This is a genomic window from Meiothermus ruber DSM 1279 (genome assembly GCF_000024425.1).
Lineage (GTDB): Bacteria > Deinococcota > Deinococci > Deinococcales > Thermaceae > Meiothermus > Meiothermus ruber.
On sequence record NC_013946.1, the window covers coordinates 1393996 to 1411079 of the forward strand.

Annotated in this window: 16 protein-coding genes and 1 tRNA gene; 11 read left to right on the plus strand and 6 right to left on the minus strand. The window is 61.3% G+C overall.

The genetic code is table 11. The annotated features are described in order from the left end of the window. Window positions 1–165: 165 nt before the first annotated feature. The 5 genes from fsa to MRUB_RS06920 all read left to right on the plus strand — a co-directional run bounded on the left by fsa (window position 166) and on the right by MRUB_RS06920 (window position 4932). Window positions 166–816, plus strand: a complete 651-nt coding sequence (gene fsa, locus MRUB_RS06900; RefSeq protein WP_013013642.1) for a fructose-6-phosphate aldolase — start codon at window positions 166–168, stop codon at window positions 814–816. Between the two features lie 111 nt (window positions 817–927). After that, window positions 928–2205 carry a transcription termination factor Rho gene (gene rho, locus MRUB_RS06905; protein ID WP_024050148.1) on the plus strand — a complete coding sequence of 426 codons (1278 nt, stop codon included), beginning with the start codon at window positions 928–930 and terminating at the stop codon, window positions 2203–2205. Between the two features lie 124 nt (window positions 2206–2329). After that, complete coding sequence (locus MRUB_RS06910; RefSeq protein ID WP_013013644.1) at window positions 2330–3538, plus strand: LysM peptidoglycan-binding domain-containing M23 family metallopeptidase; 1209 nt, start codon at window positions 2330–2332, stop codon at window positions 3536–3538. A gap of 113 nt (window positions 3539–3651) precedes the next feature. Beyond that, window positions 3652–4278 (plus strand): zinc metalloprotease, encoded by a 627-nt coding sequence (locus MRUB_RS06915; RefSeq protein ID WP_013013645.1) that lies wholly within the window; start codon window positions 3652–3654, stop codon window positions 4276–4278. Continuing rightward, window positions 4279–4932, plus strand: a complete 654-nt coding sequence (locus MRUB_RS06920; protein ID WP_013013646.1) for a site-2 protease family protein — start codon at window positions 4279–4281, stop codon at window positions 4930–4932. Between the two features lie 147 nt (window positions 4933–5079). Here the strand turns inward: MRUB_RS06920 and sucD are convergent, their stop codons facing one another. The 3 genes from sucD to MRUB_RS06935 form a co-directional block, all read right to left on the minus strand. Continuing rightward, a complete protein-coding gene (gene sucD, locus MRUB_RS06925) occupies window positions 5080–5952 on the minus strand; it encodes a succinate--CoA ligase subunit alpha (protein ID WP_013013647.1) in 873 nt (290 codons plus the stop codon). Continuing rightward, window positions 5949–7085: an ADP-forming succinate--CoA ligase subunit beta gene (gene sucC, locus MRUB_RS06930; protein WP_013013648.1), complete on the minus strand. Its 1137-nt coding sequence runs from the start codon at window positions 7083–7085 to the stop codon at window positions 5949–5951. The genes sucD and sucC overlap by 4 nt, the downstream gene beginning before the upstream one ends. A 140-nt stretch (window positions 7086–7225) precedes the next feature. Next, window positions 7226–9778 carry a G8 domain-containing protein gene (locus tag MRUB_RS06935; protein ID WP_013013649.1) on the minus strand — a complete coding sequence of 851 codons (2553 nt, stop codon included), beginning with the start codon at window positions 9776–9778 and terminating at the stop codon, window positions 7226–7228. A gap of 209 nt (window positions 9779–9987) precedes the next feature. On the opposite strand from MRUB_RS06935, the gene MRUB_RS06940 reads away from it, so the two are divergent. The 6 genes from MRUB_RS06940 to MRUB_RS06965 all read left to right on the plus strand — a co-directional run bounded on the left by MRUB_RS06940 (window position 9988) and on the right by MRUB_RS06965 (window position 13758). Beyond that, window positions 9988–10064, plus strand: a tRNA-Pro gene (locus MRUB_RS06940). Window positions 10065–10232: 168 nt separating this feature from the next. Next, window positions 10233–10607 (plus strand): FxLYD domain-containing protein, encoded by a 375-nt coding sequence (locus tag MRUB_RS06945; protein ID WP_013013650.1) that lies wholly within the window; start codon window positions 10233–10235, stop codon window positions 10605–10607. Between the two features lie 60 nt (window positions 10608–10667). Then, the gene (locus MRUB_RS06950; protein WP_013013651.1) at window positions 10668–11069 is read left to right on the plus strand and encodes a hypothetical protein; all 402 of its coding nucleotides are present in this window, start codon (window positions 10668–10670) and stop codon (window positions 11067–11069) included. A gap of 5 nt (window positions 11070–11074) precedes the next feature. Next, on the plus strand, window positions 11075–11611 hold the full coding sequence (locus MRUB_RS06955) for an RsmD family RNA methyltransferase (RefSeq protein ID WP_013013652.1): 537 nt from the start codon (window positions 11075–11077) through the stop codon (window positions 11609–11611). Window positions 11612–11667: 56 nt separating this feature from the next. Then, window positions 11668–12165, plus strand: coding sequence for a pantetheine-phosphate adenylyltransferase (gene coaD / locus MRUB_RS06960; protein WP_013013653.1), 498 nt, complete (start codon window positions 11668–11670; stop codon window positions 12163–12165). 3 nt (window positions 12166–12168) lie between these two features. Next, window positions 12169–13758: an aldehyde dehydrogenase family protein gene (locus MRUB_RS06965; protein ID WP_013013654.1), complete on the plus strand. Its 1590-nt coding sequence runs from the start codon at window positions 12169–12171 to the stop codon at window positions 13756–13758. Between the two features lie 14 nt (window positions 13759–13772). Here MRUB_RS06965 and MRUB_RS06970 read toward each other — a convergent pair whose 3' ends face one another. The 3 genes from MRUB_RS06970 to MRUB_RS06980 are packed head-to-tail and all read right to left on the minus strand — an operon-like array spanning window position 13773 to window position 16968. Beyond that, the gene (locus MRUB_RS06970; protein WP_013013655.1) at window positions 13773–14978 is read right to left on the minus strand and encodes a vWA domain-containing protein; all 1206 of its coding nucleotides are present in this window, start codon (window positions 14976–14978) and stop codon (window positions 13773–13775) included. Window positions 14979–15010: 32 nt separating this feature from the next. Then, a complete protein-coding gene (locus MRUB_RS06975) occupies window positions 15011–15907 on the minus strand; it encodes an AAA family ATPase (protein WP_013013656.1) in 897 nt (298 codons plus the stop codon). Next, window positions 15904–16968: an XdhC family protein gene (locus tag MRUB_RS06980; RefSeq protein ID WP_013013657.1), complete on the minus strand. Its 1065-nt coding sequence runs from the start codon at window positions 16966–16968 to the stop codon at window positions 15904–15906. The genes MRUB_RS06975 and MRUB_RS06980 overlap by 4 nt, the downstream gene beginning before the upstream one ends. Between the last annotated feature and the right edge of the window lie 116 nt (window positions 16969–17084).

Consider the following 17084-nt stretch of genomic DNA (forward strand, 5'->3'; position numbering starts at 1 on the left):
AGCCTGTGCTATATTGCACTGCTGGCAACCGGCTAACCTGAATGGTAGCAAGCTGCTAATCCCGCGTCAACAACCAAATCACTTGTTTCTCATCGCTGGTCGGCGATATACTCGCCTGGAAAACCCGTTCAAACCTGACCAGAAGCGGGAAGGAGTACATGCGCCATGGATCTGTACCTGGATACTGCTGAAGTGAGTGAAATCAGAGAGATAGCCGCCTGGGGTGTGCTGGCTGGCGTTACCACCAACCCCTCCCTGATCGCCAGGTCGGGCCGCCCGCTCGAGCCCACCATCAAGGAAATCTGTCAGATCGTGCAGGGCCCGGTCTCGGCCGAGGTGGTTTCCACCACCGCTGCCGAGATGATCGCCGAGGGACGCCGTTTGGCCGCCATCGATCCGCACGTGGTGGTCAAGCTGCCCACCACCGTGGATGGCCTTAAGGCTTGCAAAGCGCTTTCTGATGAAGGCATCCGCATCAACATGACCCTGGTGTTCTCGGCCAATCAGGCCCTGCTATGCGCCAAGGCCGGGGCCTGGTGTGTTTCGCCCTTCCTGGGCCGCATCGACGACATCTCCTGGGAAGGCATGGAATTAATCCGCGAAATTGCCGAACTCTTCCAGGTGCAGAACCTCAGCACCCGGATTCTGGCCGCTTCGATCCGCCATCCCCGCCACGTGACCCAGGCGGCCATGCTGGGGGCCGACATCGCCACCATGCCGGCCAAGGTTTTCCAGCAGCTGGTCAAGCACCCCCTGACCGATCTGGGGCTCAAGGCCTTTTTAGAAGACTGGGCCAAAGCCAATCCAAAAGTATAGAAACGCAAAACCTAAGCAAATAAGCAAAATGGAGTAACCACCATGCCCAAATCCAGCACTGCCGATCCCAACGCCGAAGCCCAGGTCACCGTGACCCGCACCGGCAAGAAAATCCGCCGCAAGGTCGAGAACAAGGTTCCGCTGAGCTACCAGGAGCTCTCCAGCCGCATCCTGCCTGAGCTGCACCTACTGGCTGCGGAAGCCGGCATCCCCAACTACAAAAAGCTGTCTAAAGACGAACTGGTCATGCTCCTGCTCTCGCAGGAGGCCAGCGAGGAGGGCCTGGTAATCGCCAAGGGCTACCTTGAAATCAGCCAGGATGGCTATGGCTTTTTGCAGGAAGACCTTTATGACATGGACTCCCGCACGGCCATCGTCTCGGCTGGCCTGATCAAACAGTACCAACTGCGCACCGGCGATTATGTAGTGGGCAAGGCCCGCATGGCCCGCGAAAACGAGCGTTACGGCACACTGATGAAGGTCGAGGCGGTCAACAACCTCGACCCTGAGGCGGCCGCCAAACGCCCCAAGTTCGACGACCTGATACCGCAGTTCCCCGACCGGCAGATTATCCTCGAGACCACCGGGGAAGAATCCTCCAACCGCGTCATCGACCTGTTGGCGCCCATTGGACGGGGGCAGCGCGGCCTGATTGTGGCGCCCCCTAAAGCCGGTAAAACCACCTTGCTGAAGAAGGTGGCTCGAGCCGTGCTCAGAAACGAGCCCGACATCAAAGTGATCGTGCTGCTAATTGACGAGCGCCCCGAAGAGGTCACCGATTTCCGCGAGTCGGTCGAGGGGGCCGAGGTGATCGCTTCTACTTTCGATGAGCCGCCGCAGAACCACATCCGGGTGGCCGAGTTCGTGCACGAGCGGAGCCGCCGGATTGTCGAGGAAGGCGGCCATGTTCTGATTCTGCTGGACTCCATCACCCGCCTGGCCCGGGCCAACAACCTGGTCACACCGCCCACCGGGCGCACCCTTTCGGGCGGTCTGGACTCCGCCGCCCTGCACTTCCCCAAGCGCTTCTTGGGGGCTGCCCGCAACATTCGCGGCGGCGGCTCGCTCACCATCCTGGCTACGGCCCTGGTCGAAACCGGCAGCCGCATGGACGATGTAATCTTCGAAGAGTTCAAGGGCACCGGCAACATGGAGTTGCACCTCTCGCGCCGGCTGGAAGAGCGCCGCATCTTCCCGGCCATTGACATCCTTAAGTCGGGTACCCGCCGCGAGGAGCTGCTGCTAGGCGAGGAGGTAATCCAAAAAATGTGGCTCTTGCGTAAAGTGCTGGCCGATATGGATCCGGCCGAGGCCATGGAAATGCTGCTTGCGCGCCTGTCTCGCACCAAGACCAACAAAGAGTTCCTTGCAACTTTGGGTGGAAAGTAGGTATACTTCCTCCGGAAGTCATCGGGAACCCAGAAAATGCTCTACGCTACATTCTGAGGTTCCACTAAAGGAGCTGTTGCTTTTTAGGTAACTTCCAAAGAAAAGCGCAGCCTCGGAGGTTGACTTGGCTATCAGCGAACTCTTGAGCAGTGTTTTGGCGACGGGAATCTTCAGTCTGCCATTGGGGCTGAACCAGCCCAACCTGCCTGGAACCGAGATCAAAGTGGGTACACCCGCACGCAAAGGCTGGGTGATCTACACCGTGCGCCCCGGCGATACCCTGAGCCAGATCGCCAGCCGATACCGGGTAGATGCCAGGGCCATCATCTACAGCAGCGGTTTACAAAACGCTGTGCTGCGGCCTGGGCAGGAGCTGCGCATCCCTCTGGTTGAAGAGACCAACGATGAGATCCGCCTCCCCCCCGGCGTTCGGGCCTATGTTGTGCGCAGCGGTGATACCGTAGAATCGATTGCGCGGCGTTTCGACCTTACCATTCTTGGGCTGGTCTCGGCAAACCCCGGCTTGCAAAGTCTGGATCGCCTCGATGTGGGCTCCACCCTGTACATTCCTACGGGGGAGCCCGGTTTGCTACTACAGCTCAGGAAAGGGGAGACCATCCACGATCTGGCTCAGCGCTTTGGTCTTTCGGTGAACGAAGTGGCCAAGGCCAACGGACTGGACTCGCCCACCGATGTGCGGGCCGGCGATTTAATCTTGTTGCCCAGGGTGCAGGCCAGGGCCACCTACCAGCGCCTTCTGCAAATTCAGGAAGCTGAACGCAAGGCCCGTGAAGAGGAAGCCCGTCGGTTGGCCGAGCAGCGCCGCAAGCAGGAGGAGGCCCGACAAAAGCAATTGGCTGAGCAGCGTCGCTTGCAGGCGCAATCACGGGCGCGCCTGCAACAGCAGACGCAAAGCCAACCCCGCCTGCGCCCGGCCAATGCGGTGGTAGCCGCGGCCGGCTACCGCTGGCCGATCTCAAACTTTACCATCACCACCTACTTTGGGCGGCGTGGGGTGTTCCAGCGCTTCCATACCGGTATCGACCTGGCCGCGCCTATAGGCACACCCATCTACGCAGCCAGGGCCGGGCAGGTCGATACCGCCGGGTGGAGCCGCTATGGTTATGGCTTGCATGTGATTATCAACCACGGTGGGGCACAGGAGACCCTTTATGCCCACATGTCGCGGATTGTGGTTCGCCCGGGGCAGTGGGTAGATAGGGGAGACCTCATCGGTTATGTGGGCTCGACGGGGTGGAGCACCGGCCCTCACCTGCACTTTGAGGTGCGGGTGGGAGGGGTGGCCCGTAACCCCTTGGCCTATCTGCCCTAGAGCCAGGTATGCGCTTTTCTATGCGCATTGAGCCTTTTGCTGATGGGCCGGCGTCGTGATCCCTCGACTGGAAACTAACCTAAACGCTCGTAAACCCGTAAACTGGTAGCGACATGTTTTTCTTTGAGCTCCTAGGTAGAGATCCCTTGGCCTATCTGGTGGCCTTTGCCGCCGCTGCTTTTGGCCTGGTTGTTCATAACCTGTTCCAAGCCTATCTGGCTGACCGCTACAAAGACAGCGACCCCAGGCGTTACGGCTTCCTAACGGTGGAGCCAAGGGTACACCTGGATGGTCTGGGTCTTATTTTCCTGGCGCTGCTTGGCTTTGGCTTTCCACGCCTGGTTCCCTGGCGGCTGTATGGCTCCAGAGGAGCCCAGACCGCGCTGATGGGGCCGCTGGGGTTCTTTGTGGCTGCCTTCTTTTACATCTTACTCGGAAGGCTTCTGGACAGCCTGGGGCCGGCGACCTCGAGCATTGCCCTGGGCTTGACGGTAGCCGGTTCCCTGATGATCAGCCATGCCGCGGTCTATTTATTTCCCGTGCCTCCCCTGGATGGGGCAAGGGTGGTGTATGCGATTGGCAGCCCTGAAGCGCGGCGTTTTATGGATCAGCTACAAAGCTATGGCTTTGTGGGCTTTTTTCTTATCTTCCTGGTTTTGAATCTGACCGGGATTCTGCCGGCCATCCGGGAGGGCCTGAGTGGTTTGCTGAACAGCCTGTTTGCTGCGATTGGCTTGTAGATGGGTTTACTGCCGCTCTTGCAAAGCGACCCCCTGGCTTTTGTGCTGGTGGTGCTGGTGTTGTTGATCTCACTGGCCCTGCACGAGTGGGGGCACGCCATCACGGCGCTGTGGATGGGCGATTCGACCGCCAAAGACCAGGGCCGGGTAACCCTCAACCCCATCAAGCACCTGGATCTCATCGGCTCCATTATGATTCTCCTGGTTGGTTTTGGCTGGGCTAAGCCCGTGCCTATTTATCCACCCAATTTTCGCCAGTATCGCCTTGGGCTTTTTGTGGTCTCGATAGCGGGAATTTGCATTAATTTATGCATTGCCACCTTACTCGCCGGACTGCTGCGCTGGATGCTTGTATCCGGTCTTTTAGAGAACCCCAGCCATGGCGTCTTAATCGTAGCCCAGGCTATGGCTGTGGCAGCCAGCATCAATCTGACCTTAGCGGTGTTCAATCTACTGCCTATTCCACCCCTGGATGGCTCCAAAATTTTGCAAAGCTTTCTCCCCTTGCGCTGGCACCCTTACATTTGGCGCTTGGAAGCAAACCCCACCTATGCCATTGTGGCCATGCTGTTGCTGCTGACAGTGTTCCGGCAACCCCTGGGTAGCTTTCTCGGCCTGGTGCGGACGTGGTTTTTTGATGCCTTTGGTCTTTGACAACGACCAGCATCCAACCAATTGCTCAAAAGTCTGGGTGGTCGGCGGCTGATTGAAGAAGCGAGCTGGTGGAAAGTGTTTTCTGCCAAAACGTAAGAAAAAACCCGACAGGGTTAGGCACGGCCCTGCCGGGTTGCGGCTGCAAGGCTAGCCAAGTTTGGCGCGCACCAGCTCCACGATATCGTCGATGGTATCGGCTACGGGTATGTTGGCCTCGGCGAAGGCGGCCAGCTTGCTTTCCGGGGTGCCGACACTCCCCATGATGATGGCCCCAGCGTGGCCCATTTTCTTGCCCTTGGGGGCGCTGCGCCCACCAATAAAACCTACCACCGGCTTCTTCATGTGCTCCTTAACGTAGGCGGCGGCGTCCTCCTCATCGGAGCCGCCAATCTCGCCGCAAAGCACAACCGCGTGGGTTTCTGGGTCTTCGTTGAAGAGGGGCAGCAGGTCTTTGAAGGTGGTGCCGATGATGGGGTCGCCCCCGATACCAATACAGGTGGAGATGCCATACCCTGCGTCCGACAGGGCCTTGGCGGTTTCGTAGGTAACGGTGCCCGAGCGGGAGATCAGCCCAACCCGACCTTTCTTGAATACGCTGGCAGGCATGATGCCCAGCTTGCACTCTTCGGGGGTGATAAGGCCAGGGCAGTTGCCCCCAATTAGGCGGACGTTCTGCATGGCCTTGATCTCGGCCACGGCTTTGACCATATCCAGGGTGGGGATGCCCTCAGTGATCAGCACCACCAAGGGTATACCGGCATGTGCTGCTTCGAGGGCCGCATCGGCCGCGGCTGGAGCGGGCACAAAAATAATAGAGGCATCCACCCGGTGGTGAGCGGTGGCTTCCTTCACGGTGTCGTAGACCGGCACCCCCAGCATGGTCTGGCCTCCTTTGCCGGGGGTTACACCCGCGACCACCTTGGTGCCAGCCTTCATCATGGCCTCGGTGTGGAAGGCCCCTTCACGTCCGGTAATGCCTTGCACGATGACCTGGGTGTCTTTGTTGACCAGGATGCTCACTTCGTACCTCCCGTCATCGAGATGATGGCTTTGGCGGCTTCAACCGAGGTGGGGTACATATACACGGGGCGGCCTTTCAGAAGGGTTTTGGCTTCTTCCTCGGCAGTACCGGCGACGCGCATAGCCACTGGTTTGGTGAGGAGGCCTTCATCCAGCGCGCGAATGACACCCTTGGCGACCTCGTCGGCACGGGTAATGCCTCCAAAAATGTTGATGAAGACGCCTTTCACGTCGGGGTCTTTAAGCACTACTTTGAGCGCGTTGTACACGATGTCGGCTTTGGCACCGCCTCCGATATCCAGGAAATTGGCTGCCTTGCCGCCGCAGCGCTGAACCAGGTCGAGGGTGTACATGACCAGCCCGGCGCCGTTGCCGATAACGCCAATGTTGCCGTCGAGCTTGACGTAACTAAAGCCGTAGTTGGATGCCTCGACCTCGAGGGGGTGCTCGGCCTCGAACTCGCGCAGCGGGGTCAGGTCGGGGTGGCGGTAGAGGGCGTTGTCATCCAGCACAATTTTGGCGTCGGCAGCGACCACCTCGCCGGAGTCGGTGATTACCAGCGGGTTGATCTCGGCGGTAGAAGCATCAATACCCACATAAGCCTGGTAGAGTTTGACCAGCACATCGGCCAGCTTGTTGAGGTTGCCCTCCATGCCAGCGCGTTTAACCAGCTCGCGCGCTTCAAAGGGGCGCAGGCCCTTATGAGGGTCGATGGGGTATTTGATCAGGGCTTGAGGGCGGGTGGCTGCCACCTCTTCGATGTCCACTCCCCCTTCCTTGGAGAGCATTAACACCACCCGCTGGCTCACCCGATCCAGGATCATGCCTGCGTAGTATTCCTTTGCAATGTGCAGACCCTTGGCCACCAGGACTTTCTTGGTGATAAAGCCGTTGATGTTAAGGCCCAGTATCTGGGTGGCCTTTTCACGGGCCTCTTCAGGGGTTCGGGCTAGCTTGACGCCCCCGGCCTTGCCTCTCCCACCGGTGTGCACCTGGGCTTTGATGACCACCAGGTCGCCGTACTCGCTGGCGATTTGCTTGGCCTCGTCGGCAGTAAAGGCGATCTTGCCGGGGGGAACCGGGATGCCGTACTTGGCGAGGATCTCTTTGGCCTGATACTCGTGTAGGTTCACACTTGCCTCCGTGGATTTGGGTTTGCCAACCTAACGGCTACGCACTGCCGCTCGCCATTATAAGTTCTTTTTCACAGGGTATGCGAAACCGGGTGGTACAACCCTAAGCAGAGCCCTGCTGCACTGGTAACTCGAGGGGTTTACCTACATAGATCGTTGCGGCAAATATCCAGCACCGCCCAGTCGCGTCCCGGCTGGTTGCGCACCACCAGTTTTACCCACAACGTACCGCCCTCGGCCCAGTAACGGTCTCCGGTACTGTTATCGAAATCGCTGCGTGAGGCCGCTCGAGCCAGCTTATTGCGGTTATCTATCCAGTAATCACGGTAGATGAACGGCTCCCCGTTGTAAGGGATGGCCAGGTTGATGAACTCGCCCGGGGCGCTGTCGTCAAAGCGCAGCCTAAGCTTGTTGGGCATGTCTCCAGTTAAGCTGAGCGTGTAGCTGCGACCCTTGATCACGGTGGCCCCAAACTCGGTGTTGGCTCCCTCCTGAGGTCGGCCCCACATGCGGAAGACCGGGTTGCTGCCGTCGTTGCGTTGCAGGGAGACCGGGGCGATGTCACCGCCGCTTTGGTTGTAAATATACAGGCGCCCGTAGCTGTAGTTGCAAATTCCGGCGTTCCAGTCAGTCCTAATTTCGCAGTTGGTGTCGAGCAAGAAGGGGGTGTTGAGCACGATGGCATGGCCGGGGTGGCCCCCCACCGAACCATCGATATCCACAAAAACCGCACCCCGGTAGCCATCGGCGCTATCATCGTTGGCAATTTCTTCAGGGGTGGGCTCTGGACGTGGAGGCAGGTAGACGGGCTTGGCGTTGGTGAAGCGCGCGCCCTCGGCGAAGTTGCGGCTGTCAATGGCAAAGTCGGTGAAGCGCAGGTAGCTCAGGGCCCCGGCCTCGCGGGTGGCGGTTTGGCTGCCCTGGGCGTTCTGGATTTGCAGGGGCTGGAAGTTGAAAAACTGCACATTGCGGAAACCGATTTTGCCGTCGTAGAACTCGAAGCCGCGAATGGGGAAGTTGTCCTGGATGGGGCCGCCGCTGCTGGCCGCCCAGGGCCTGGGCAGGCTGCGTCCGTCGCTACCGCGGAACTCCCAGTTTTCGGGAAAGCCTTTATTGGCGCTATCGCCCACCACCAGCGAGTCTTCCAGGGTGCTTTCTTGTGAGGCGAAGGTCACCCCGATGGCGTTATCGGCCAGTTTAGCCCCGGTGACCTTGTGGTTGATGCCGCGCAGCCAGGCGGCGTTGCCTCGGTTTTTGTAGGCGGTGAAGTTTTTGAACTCGGCGACTATGGGCGGGTTTTCGGTGTTGCTGTTACTTGGATTGCTAGGATTGGTGCGGGGGTTGTAGACGGTGGGCTCAGCGGCCAGGGTATTTTTGTTGGGGCCGCGGTCGACCATCAGGCCATCCCAGTTGGAGTGGGCCACATTCCCCGAGAACTCGCCCAATGGGGTGCGGCGGGGCCAGATGGTGGTGGTGGCCGAGGGGCCGGTGGGATTTTCGGGCAATGCGTACCAGAAACCGGTGTGATCGGAGCCGGCGGCCACGTTGTTGCGCACGATGTTGTCGGGGTGGGTGATCCAGAAGGTGGCGGGGGTTTTATCGGTGGGGATTACACCCAGCTCGCCCTTGGCCGGGTCGGGTTTGCGGGTCAGGATGCCCAGGTTGCCCTCGATGAGGTTTTTGCTCTCGGCGCCGTCCTCGAGGAAGTAGCAGTGGCCCAGGGTGTTATAGGCCACGTTGCCGACGACCTCGACCTCGCTGGTGCCGTGAATGGTTACGCAGCGGTTAAAGGACTCGTGGATGGAGGAATTTTTGATGTACTGCCCCGGCGCCCGGCCCATCAGGTGCCAGTGGATGGGGTAGCGGGCCAGGGTGTTGCGCTGCCCCATGCGGTAGAGTTCTACACCTGAAACCCGCATAGTGCTGCCCATCATGGCCATGATGTGCCCGCCAAAACCGGAGCTGCTCGATGAATCGTCCCCCCGGATCAGGATGTTGCGGGAGAGCAGCCCCACCTCGCCCCGCTGGTCTACCCCGTAGGTGATCTCGCCAAAATGGGGGTACCTGAGGGGGGCATCCAGGGTGAGGGTATTGCCGCTGATGGCCTGGATGGTGCGCACCTCGGCCTGTCGGGGGTTGTAATCGGTGGAGGCCAGCACGATGCGGTCGCCCACGCGCCAGCCGCTGGCGTCCAGCACGGTGATCTGGGTGGCGCCAGCGGGGGCGGTCTGGGCCAGTTTGGTCCAGCCTTTGCGCGGCTCGCCATGCAAGTCCAGGCTGCCCCCCATCACCCCCAGCACCTTGGTGCCCATACCCATCTGGTCTTCGTCGGGGTTGCTGCCGGTGAGGGTGATGACGGCCCGGTTGCGGAAGGGCTGGTTGGGGGTGCCGACCTCGAGCTTCCCGTGCACCATAATCCAGTCGGCGCTCAGCTCCAGGTCTCGGTTATCGAAGCGCAAAACGCCGTTGATGGTCAGGCCCTTGAGGGGGGGCGGGCTTACGTCGAGCACCACAGCCAGATCGGGGGGAATCACCACCACCTCGCCGGCGCGGGGCGGCTGCCCGCTGGGCCAGGTGCGGGGATCCGACCACATACCAGTACGGCTGGGGTTGGGGCCGTTGGGGGTGCCTGCGCTATCGGTGTTGCAGGCAGTTAGCATAACCATTATTAGCAGACCTAGCCAGTGCTTCATCGAAATCTCCTCTAATGCTCTCTTAGAAAAGTGGCCCCTGCAAGGGTGTTTATGCAGCTAACTTTCAAGATACGGGTCAAGTAACTCTAATTTGTTTGGTGCTGCATTAAGACTCGCTTCATCAATTAAGCACAAACCCTGCTGCAAGGACCACCCCAGCGGCCTAGACAAAGCGTCACGTCCGCTCTATACTCAGTACTCGCTGGCGCCGAGGAGTAGCGCAGCCTGGTAGCGCACCTGCTTCGGGAGCAGGGGGTCGCTGGTTCGAATCCAGTCTCCTCGACCAACTCAACCGGTGCGACGTGCCACTAGACCCGAACCCGAAGGCTCGGGTTCTCACCCGGTTAAAATAACGCTCGGTAAAACTCGGAAAGGGTTAAACTAAAGCCCTGCAAGCTAGATACGAGGTCGGGGGTGCCTTTTTTGAGGCGCACCTGTACGAAACGGTTGGGTTATGAAGCGTTTTCTAGTGGTTGTCAGCGCCCTCATGGTTGTAGGGATGGCTGTTGCGCAGTCGAGCCCCTACCGCTTGAGGGTGCTGTCCTGGAGCTGTCAGGCCTTTGCACGCGGGGTGCTGATTCAGGGCACGGTGCGCAATATCAGCCCCCGGCCTTTGCAGGACTTGCGGGTGAGTGCTCGAGTGATTGGCCCAGGGCTGCGCATGGCCGCTAACTCGGCGCCCCTGCAGGATCGCAACCTAATGCCGGGGGAGTCGGCGCGCTTTGAGCTGCGGGTTCGCACCAATTTTGATTCGGTGAGCCGTTGTGAGCTGTGGTTCCGCAATCCTCGAGTGATCCAGATCGCCACCCTGGTGCCCAATCCCCGTTGAGCGCCCGGAGGCGCAACGCCTGGGTCTCTGGGTTCCGCTATCTTTGGTAGCATTGGCGGTATGAGATTGGGTGCCCTTATCTTGGGAATCTTTTTCTGGCTGGGGCTGGGTCAGGCGCAGGGCGTGGTGTACAAGCTGCGCGTCACCGAATGGAGCTGCACACCCAGCGCGGGGGTGATGATTGCGAGGGGAACCGTGGTTAACCAGTCCGGCCAGACCCTACACAACGTGCGCGTCAACCTGCGGGTGGTGGACAAAGTGGTTACCACGGTCAACGGGGTTCCGAACCGAAGGGTTTACGGCACCAACTCGGCCCCGATTGCCGAGCGAAGCCTGGCCAACGGGGCCAGCAGCCGCTTTGAGGTGCGGGTTCGGCCTGCGCAACTTCAGGGCACCCAGTGCCAGCTCTGGTTCCGTAGCCCGGACATCGTGCAAATCCCCACCCGTGTGCCGGGTCAGTAGCCGATATGCTGCGCATTTTAGGTGGAACTGCCAAAGGCGTGGCCCTGAAGGTGCCGGAATCGGCGCGGCCCAGCCCGGTGCGGCTGCGCAAGGCCCTCTTCGATTTTTTGCGCTTTAGGTACCCCCGCCGGGGCCGCTTCCTGGATTTGTACGCGGGTAGCGGCGCGGTGGGCCTCGAGGCCGCCTCGGAGGGCTTTGAAACCACCTTGGTGGAAAAGGATCGGCAGGCTATCCAGTTCCTGAGGGAGAATGCCACCAAGGCCCGCCTGAAGGTTCGGATCGAGGGGATGCCGGTGGAGCGCTACTTGCAAGAAGCCAGGCGGCAAGGGCTGCGCTTCACGGTGGCTTTTATGGCCCCGCCCTATCCCCACGACCTGTTGCAGGATTTTGAACGGCTGCTCGAGGCGCGGGTGGTCGAAGCCGGTGGGTTGTACATCCTGCAGCACCCCACCGACCTGCACCTGCCGATGGGGGAGCGACGGGTGTATGGCTACAACTGCCTCACCATCATCGAGGCCGACATGTTCGAGCCGCCGGAATGAGGGGTTTGACCCGAGGCGCTTTGCCATGTGAAGATACGGGCCGAAAGCGAGGCGCTATGCACGTGGTTTACCCTGGCAGTTTCGACCCTTTGCATAACGGGCATTTTGACGTGATCCAGCGGGCCTCGAGGCACTTTGCAAAGGTCACGGTGGCGGTGCTCGAGAACCCCTCCAAGCGGGGTTTATGGCTGTTCACGCCCCTGGAGCGCGTGGAGATTATCCGACGGGCGGTGGCCTCGGCCCGGCTTGCCAACGTGGAAGTGGATACCTTCAACGGCCTTCTGGCCGAGTATATGAAGCAGATTGGCTCGAGGGTCATCGTCAAGGGATTGCGGGCGGTCTCCGACTACGAGAACGAACTGCAGATGGCCCACCTGAACCGCCAGTACGGCAACCACCCCGAGACTTTTTTCATCATGGCGGCCACCCGTTGGTCGTTTGTCTCCTCCACCATGGTCAAGGAGATCGCCCGCTACGGGGGCGATGTGTCGAAGTTGGTACCACCTGCTACGGTAGAGGCTTTGCGGGAAAAACTCAGCTCTGTGGAGAAGTGAAGTATGCAGACACACCCCAGCAAATACGGTAAAGCCCTGGAAATAGGCCATCTGATTGGGGGAGAGGAGGTGTTCGAGGGCCCTTGGCTCGAGCGCCACAACCCCGCCGACCGCGCCGACCTGGTAGCCCGCTTCCCCGAAGCCCCCAAAGAAACCCTGCGCAAGGCGGCCCAGGCGGCCCAGAAAGCCTTCCAGGAATGGTCGCGCACCCCCGCGCCGGTGCGCGGGGCGGTGCTGATGAACCTGGCCGAGGTGCTGACCCGCGAAAAAGCCACCCTGGTACGGCTGATGGTGCGCGAGGTGGGCAAGACCTTCAAAGAAGCCGGTGGGGATGTGCAGGAGGCCATTGACACCGCTATCTTCTTCGCCTCGGAAGGCCGCCGGCTCTACGGCCAGACCGTGCCCAGCGAGATGAAGAACAAGGAGCTCTTCACCTTCCGCCGGCCCGTCGGGGTGGTGGGGATGATTACGGCGGGCAACTTTCCCATCGCGGTGCCTTCCTGGAAGCTGATCCCGGCCGTTCTGACCGGCAACACCGTGGTCTGGAAGCCCTCCGACGATTCGCCCGCGCTGTCGTATGTACTGGTGAAGCTATTTGAGGAGGCGGGCCTGCCCCCAGGGGTGATCAACGTGGTGTTTGGCGGGGGCAAGGACTCCACGGGCCAGTGGCTGGTGGAGCTGATGGACGAGGGGCTGCTGAACAAGTTTGCCTTTACCGGAAGCACCGCGGTGGGGCGCTGGATTGGCGAGGTGGCGGGCCGCAACCTGCTGCGCCCGACCCTCGAGCTCGGCGGCAAAAACCCCCTGGTGGTGCTGCGCGACAGCGACCTCGAGCTGGCTGTGGAAGGGGCCTGGTGGAGCGCTTTCGCCACCGGCGGCCAGCGCTGCACCAGCGCCGGCAACATCATCGTGGAGGCGCCCATCTACGACGAGTTCAAAAAGCGCTTCCTGGAGAAAACCGAGTCGACGGTGGTGGGGAACCCGCTCGAGCACCCCGAGGTCACCTATGGGCCTTTTATCAACGCCCGCCTGTACGAGCGCTGGGTCGAGCACTATAGCTGGGGCCAGGCCGACGGCGCTACGCTGCTTTTTGGCAAAGCCCGCATAACCGCCTCGAACCCCTACCCCCGCTTCAAGGGCGACCCCGAGGCGGGCCTGTTCGGCTGGCCTACGGTCTGGGAGGCCCGGCCGGGGATGCGGCAGTTTGAACAGGAGATCTTCGGCCCGACCATCAACCTGGTGCGGGTGGATGGGCTGGACGAGGCCATCCAGGTGGCCAACGCCCACCCCTACGGGCTCTCGAGCGCGGTCTACACCAACCGCCGCGACTGGGCCTACCGCTTCAAAACCGAGATTAAGGCCGGCATGACCAGCATCAACAACTCCACCGTGGGGGCCGAGGCTCACCTGCCGTTTGGGGGTATCCGGGGCAGCGGCAACGGTGCGCGGGAGAGCGGCGTCTGGGTGATCGAGGAATACACCTACTGGCAGGCGGTGAACGAGGAGTACTCCGGCAGGCTGCAACTGGCCCAGATGGACACCGACTACACCCAGCCCCGCACACCAACCAACTGGAGCGAGCTGCTGGGATAGCGCCGCGCAACGGGCTATTTTCGCAATTTGAGCCGCTGGGTAAGCCGGGCGAAGGCCTCGGGATCTTCGGCGGTGCAGAGCCGGTCGAGGTAGGGCAGGGCTGTGTTCATGCAGTTGGCTCGAGGGTCGTAGCCCTTCTGGTTGAGCAGGGGATTGAGCCAGATCAGGGCGGCGCTGCGCTGGCGTATTTTTTGCAGGGCCAGTTCCAGGATTTCCGTTGCTCCGGTATCCAGCCCGTCGCTGGCTACAATTACAATGCTGTCGCCGCGAATCAGGCCGCCGTACTGCTGCTCGAGCCGCAACAGGTTTTCCCCAATGCTGGTGCCCCCACCCCAGGCCCGGCCCAGCCGGTGGAGCCGGGGCCGCTCGGAAAGGCTTTTGGCTTTTTCGAGCTGCCGGGTTATGCGCTCCATCTGGGTGGAGAAAACAAAAACCTCCACCCGGTTGCAGCGCATCCGCAGGGCATAGGCAAACTGCAACAGCCGGTCGGCGTAGTCCTGCATCGAGCGGCTCCCGTCGAGCACGAATATAAAGCGGGGCTGGCGCTTGGGGTGGTGCTGCCAGGCGGGGTAGAGGGGGTCGCCGCCGGTGTGCAGGGCTTTGCGCAGGGTGCGCCGCAGGTGAAAGCGCGGCCCTTTGCTGGCAAGCTTCCAGCGCCGGCTGCGCCCCAGGCGCACCTGGTTGACCATCTGGGTGGCTGCCTGCAGCATGGCCTCGAGGTCTTGCTGGGGTATCTCCACTTCCGGGGCCTCGGCCCCTTCGATACGGCTGAACATGGCTTTGAGCAGGGGGGCGGCCCAGTCGGCCGGGGTATCTTGGTGGGGGTGTGGCCGGCCCTTGCCGCTCAGGTCACCTGAGCCCTCCGGGTGTTCGGGAGAAGAAGACCGACGGGCCGGTATCTGCTCGTGGCCTTCCTCCGGGCCGCCGGGGGTGGCTTTGGGGGGGTGGTTGGGGGCTGCCGGACGCTGCCGGCCCGAGAGGAAAAACTGAAAGAACAGGTCGTCGAACACCCGCTCCTGCTCGAGGCTGCTGCACATGACCAGCTTGAGGGCCTGTCGAACCTCCTGCAGGTTGCCCAGGTGCACGGCCTCGAGCGCGCGCAAACTGTCCTGTATCTCCTGTGGCCCGATGTTGAAGCGCTGGGTGGTGCGGCGCAGGTGCTCGCCAAAGGCCACCAGGTTCTCGAGCAGGTTGCCATAAGGAAAAGCGTTGGGCGGCATGGGCAGCGTCTCCAACAGCCAGCTTGATCTGCTCAGACGACCAGCTCGGCGATGCGGGCTTTATGGGCTTCCACCAGGGCCAGGTCGTCTTTGTCCTTGATGATTACGCCCCAGGTCTGCTCGAGGATGCTCATATCGAGGGACTCCTTGTGCAGTGAGACCAGCGCCTCGGCCCAGTCCAGGCTCTCGGCCACGCCGGGGGCCTTGTTCAGGGGCAGCTCGCGCAGGTGGGCCACCACCCTTGCAATCTTTTGTGCCAGCCGCTCGTTGATGCCCGGTAGCCTGGCCCGGATGATCTCGACCTCTTTTTCAAAGCTGGGGTAGTTTTGCCACAGGTACAAACAGCGCCGCCGGAGGGCGTCCGACAGCTCGCGGCTGCGGTTGGAGGTCAGGATCACATAGGGCCGGTGCCGGGCCTTGAGGGTGCCCAGCTCGGGGATGGTGACCTGAAACTCGGCTAAAAGCTCGAGCAAAAAAGCCTCGAACTCCTCGTCGGTGCGGTCTATCTCGTCAATCAGCAGCACCGGGGGCTGATCCTGCGAGATGGCCTCGAGCAGCGGGCGGCGCAGCAGGTAGGCCTCACTGAAAATCTCGGCCTCACGCTGGGCCAGGCTCTCGCCCGAATTCTCGGTCAGGCGGATGTGCAGCATCTGCTTGGGGTAGTTCCACTCGTACAGGGCCTGGGCGGTGTCGAGGCCTTCGTAGCACTGCAGCCGAATCAGCCGGGTATCCAGCACCTCAGCTAGGGTTTTGGCGACCTGGGTTTTGCCCACCCCGGCGGGGCCCTCGACCAGCAGCGGCTTGCGCAGGGCCATCACCAGCCTGAGGGCGGTGGCCATGGGCAGGTCGGCGATGTAGTTGCGCTCGCGCAGAACGGCCTGGATACCCTCGACGCTTTGTAGAAGCGGATTCTGCTCAGCCGGGTTCATGCCCTACCCTTCAGGTACTTTTCGGGGTTTTTCAGGAACTTGGCGCGGCAGTTGGGGCAGCTAAAGTAGTAGGTCTGGCCCTGGTACTCGGCGCTGACGGCTTTGGCGATTTCGACCAGCTCGCCGCTGGTGGGGTCGATGGCCATACCGCTGGGGATGGCGGCAGGGGCTGCGGCCACCGGAAGATCGGCTGCGATGGCCTGAACCTGCTCGAGCGCCGGCAAGGGGTTTGGAGGGGCCTCGACAGCTACTTTTTGGGGGTTCTTTTGGTGCTTGAGTGAGATGATCTCGGCCAGGATCGAGACGGCCACCTCGTCGCGCCCGCGCCCCCCTAAGTCGAGCCCGGCGGGGTATTTGAGCTGGGGGAAGGTGGTTCTGGGTACTCCCAGAATTTCCAGATTGTCCAGCACCGCGGCCCCGCGCTTTCGGCTCGCCACCAGCCCCAGGTAGGCCGGGCGGGGCATGCGCTGGGCGATGAGCACCAGGGCGTCTTCGTCGTAGTGGCCCTGCGAGGCGATTACGATATGGGTTTTGGCGGGGTTTTGCGCGTCGAGCCAGTTTCCCAGTTCGCGCCAGTCCAGCACCTGTATCTCGGACTCGAGGCTCACCCCGGCCAGCTCGGGCTTATCGCAGGCCAGCGTGACGGTGTAGTTCATGCGGGCGGCTATCTGGGCGGTGGTGAGGGCGATTTGCGAACCCCCCACCACCAGCAAGCAGGATTTGCCAATCAGGGGCTCGATGTAGACGTCCACCGCGCCCTCGCTGGCGCAGGTCATGGGAATGACCACCTCGTCGGCGTGCTCGAGCACCACCTTAGCCGCCGCCTCCGGGGTAATCCTGACCAGCCGGGGCTTGCCCAGGCGCAGGGCCTCGAGGGCCTGTTTGCGCACAATTTCCCGTGAACAAGCACCCCCCACATACCCTTCAAAGCACCCATCTTCAAAGATGATGGCTTTGTCGCCCAGGTGCGAGGAGACCGGGGCCTGGCGCGAGACCACCGTAGCCAGTGCAAAGGACTGGCCGCTTTGCCTGAGCTCAGCAATTCTGCTGTAGATGTCCATTTGTATTCAAGCGTAAAGCCAGATGGAACAGGAAAATCATGCGCTGGTCACAAAACCGAGCTCGAGCCACCCTGCCCGCTGGCTGTGCTTGTGCTACTCACCGGCGCCTGGACTCA

Bases quoted from the DNA above. Each gene is read 5' to 3' on its own strand.
- fsa (WP_013013642.1), top strand. From the start codon at position 166: ATGGATCTGTACCTGGATACTGCTGAAGTGAGTGAAATCAGAGAGATA.
- MRUB_RS06915 (WP_013013645.1), top strand. From the start codon at position 3,652: ATGTTTTTCTTTGAGCTCCTAGGTAGAGATCCCTTGGCCTATCTGGTG.
- MRUB_RS06920 (WP_013013646.1), top strand. From the start codon at position 4,279: ATGGGTTTACTGCCGCTCTTGCAAAGCGACCCCCTGGCTTTTGTGCTG.
- MRUB_RS06935 (WP_013013649.1), bottom strand. From the start codon at position 9,778: ATGAAGCACTGGCTAGGTCTGCTAATAATGGTTATGCTAACTGCCTGC.
- MRUB_RS06945 (WP_013013650.1), top strand. From the start codon at position 10,233: ATGAAGCGTTTTCTAGTGGTTGTCAGCGCCCTCATGGTTGTAGGGATG.
- MRUB_RS06950 (WP_013013651.1), top strand. From the start codon at position 10,668: ATGAGATTGGGTGCCCTTATCTTGGGAATCTTTTTCTGGCTGGGGCTG.
- MRUB_RS06955 (WP_013013652.1), top strand. From the start codon at position 11,075: ATGCTGCGCATTTTAGGTGGAACTGCCAAAGGCGTGGCCCTGAAGGTG.
- coaD (WP_013013653.1), top strand. From the start codon at position 11,668: ATGCACGTGGTTTACCCTGGCAGTTTCGACCCTTTGCATAACGGGCAT.
- MRUB_RS06965 (WP_013013654.1), top strand. From the start codon at position 12,169: ATGCAGACACACCCCAGCAAATACGGTAAAGCCCTGGAAATAGGCCAT.
- MRUB_RS06970 (WP_013013655.1), bottom strand. From the start codon at position 14,978: ATGCCGCCCAACGCTTTTCCTTATGGCAACCTGCTCGAGAACCTGGTG.
- MRUB_RS06975 (WP_013013656.1), bottom strand. From the start codon at position 15,907: ATGAACCCGGCTGAGCAGAATCCGCTTCTACAAAGCGTCGAGGGTATC.
- MRUB_RS06980 (WP_013013657.1), bottom strand. From the start codon at position 16,968: ATGGACATCTACAGCAGAATTGCTGAGCTCAGGCAAAGCGGCCAGTCC.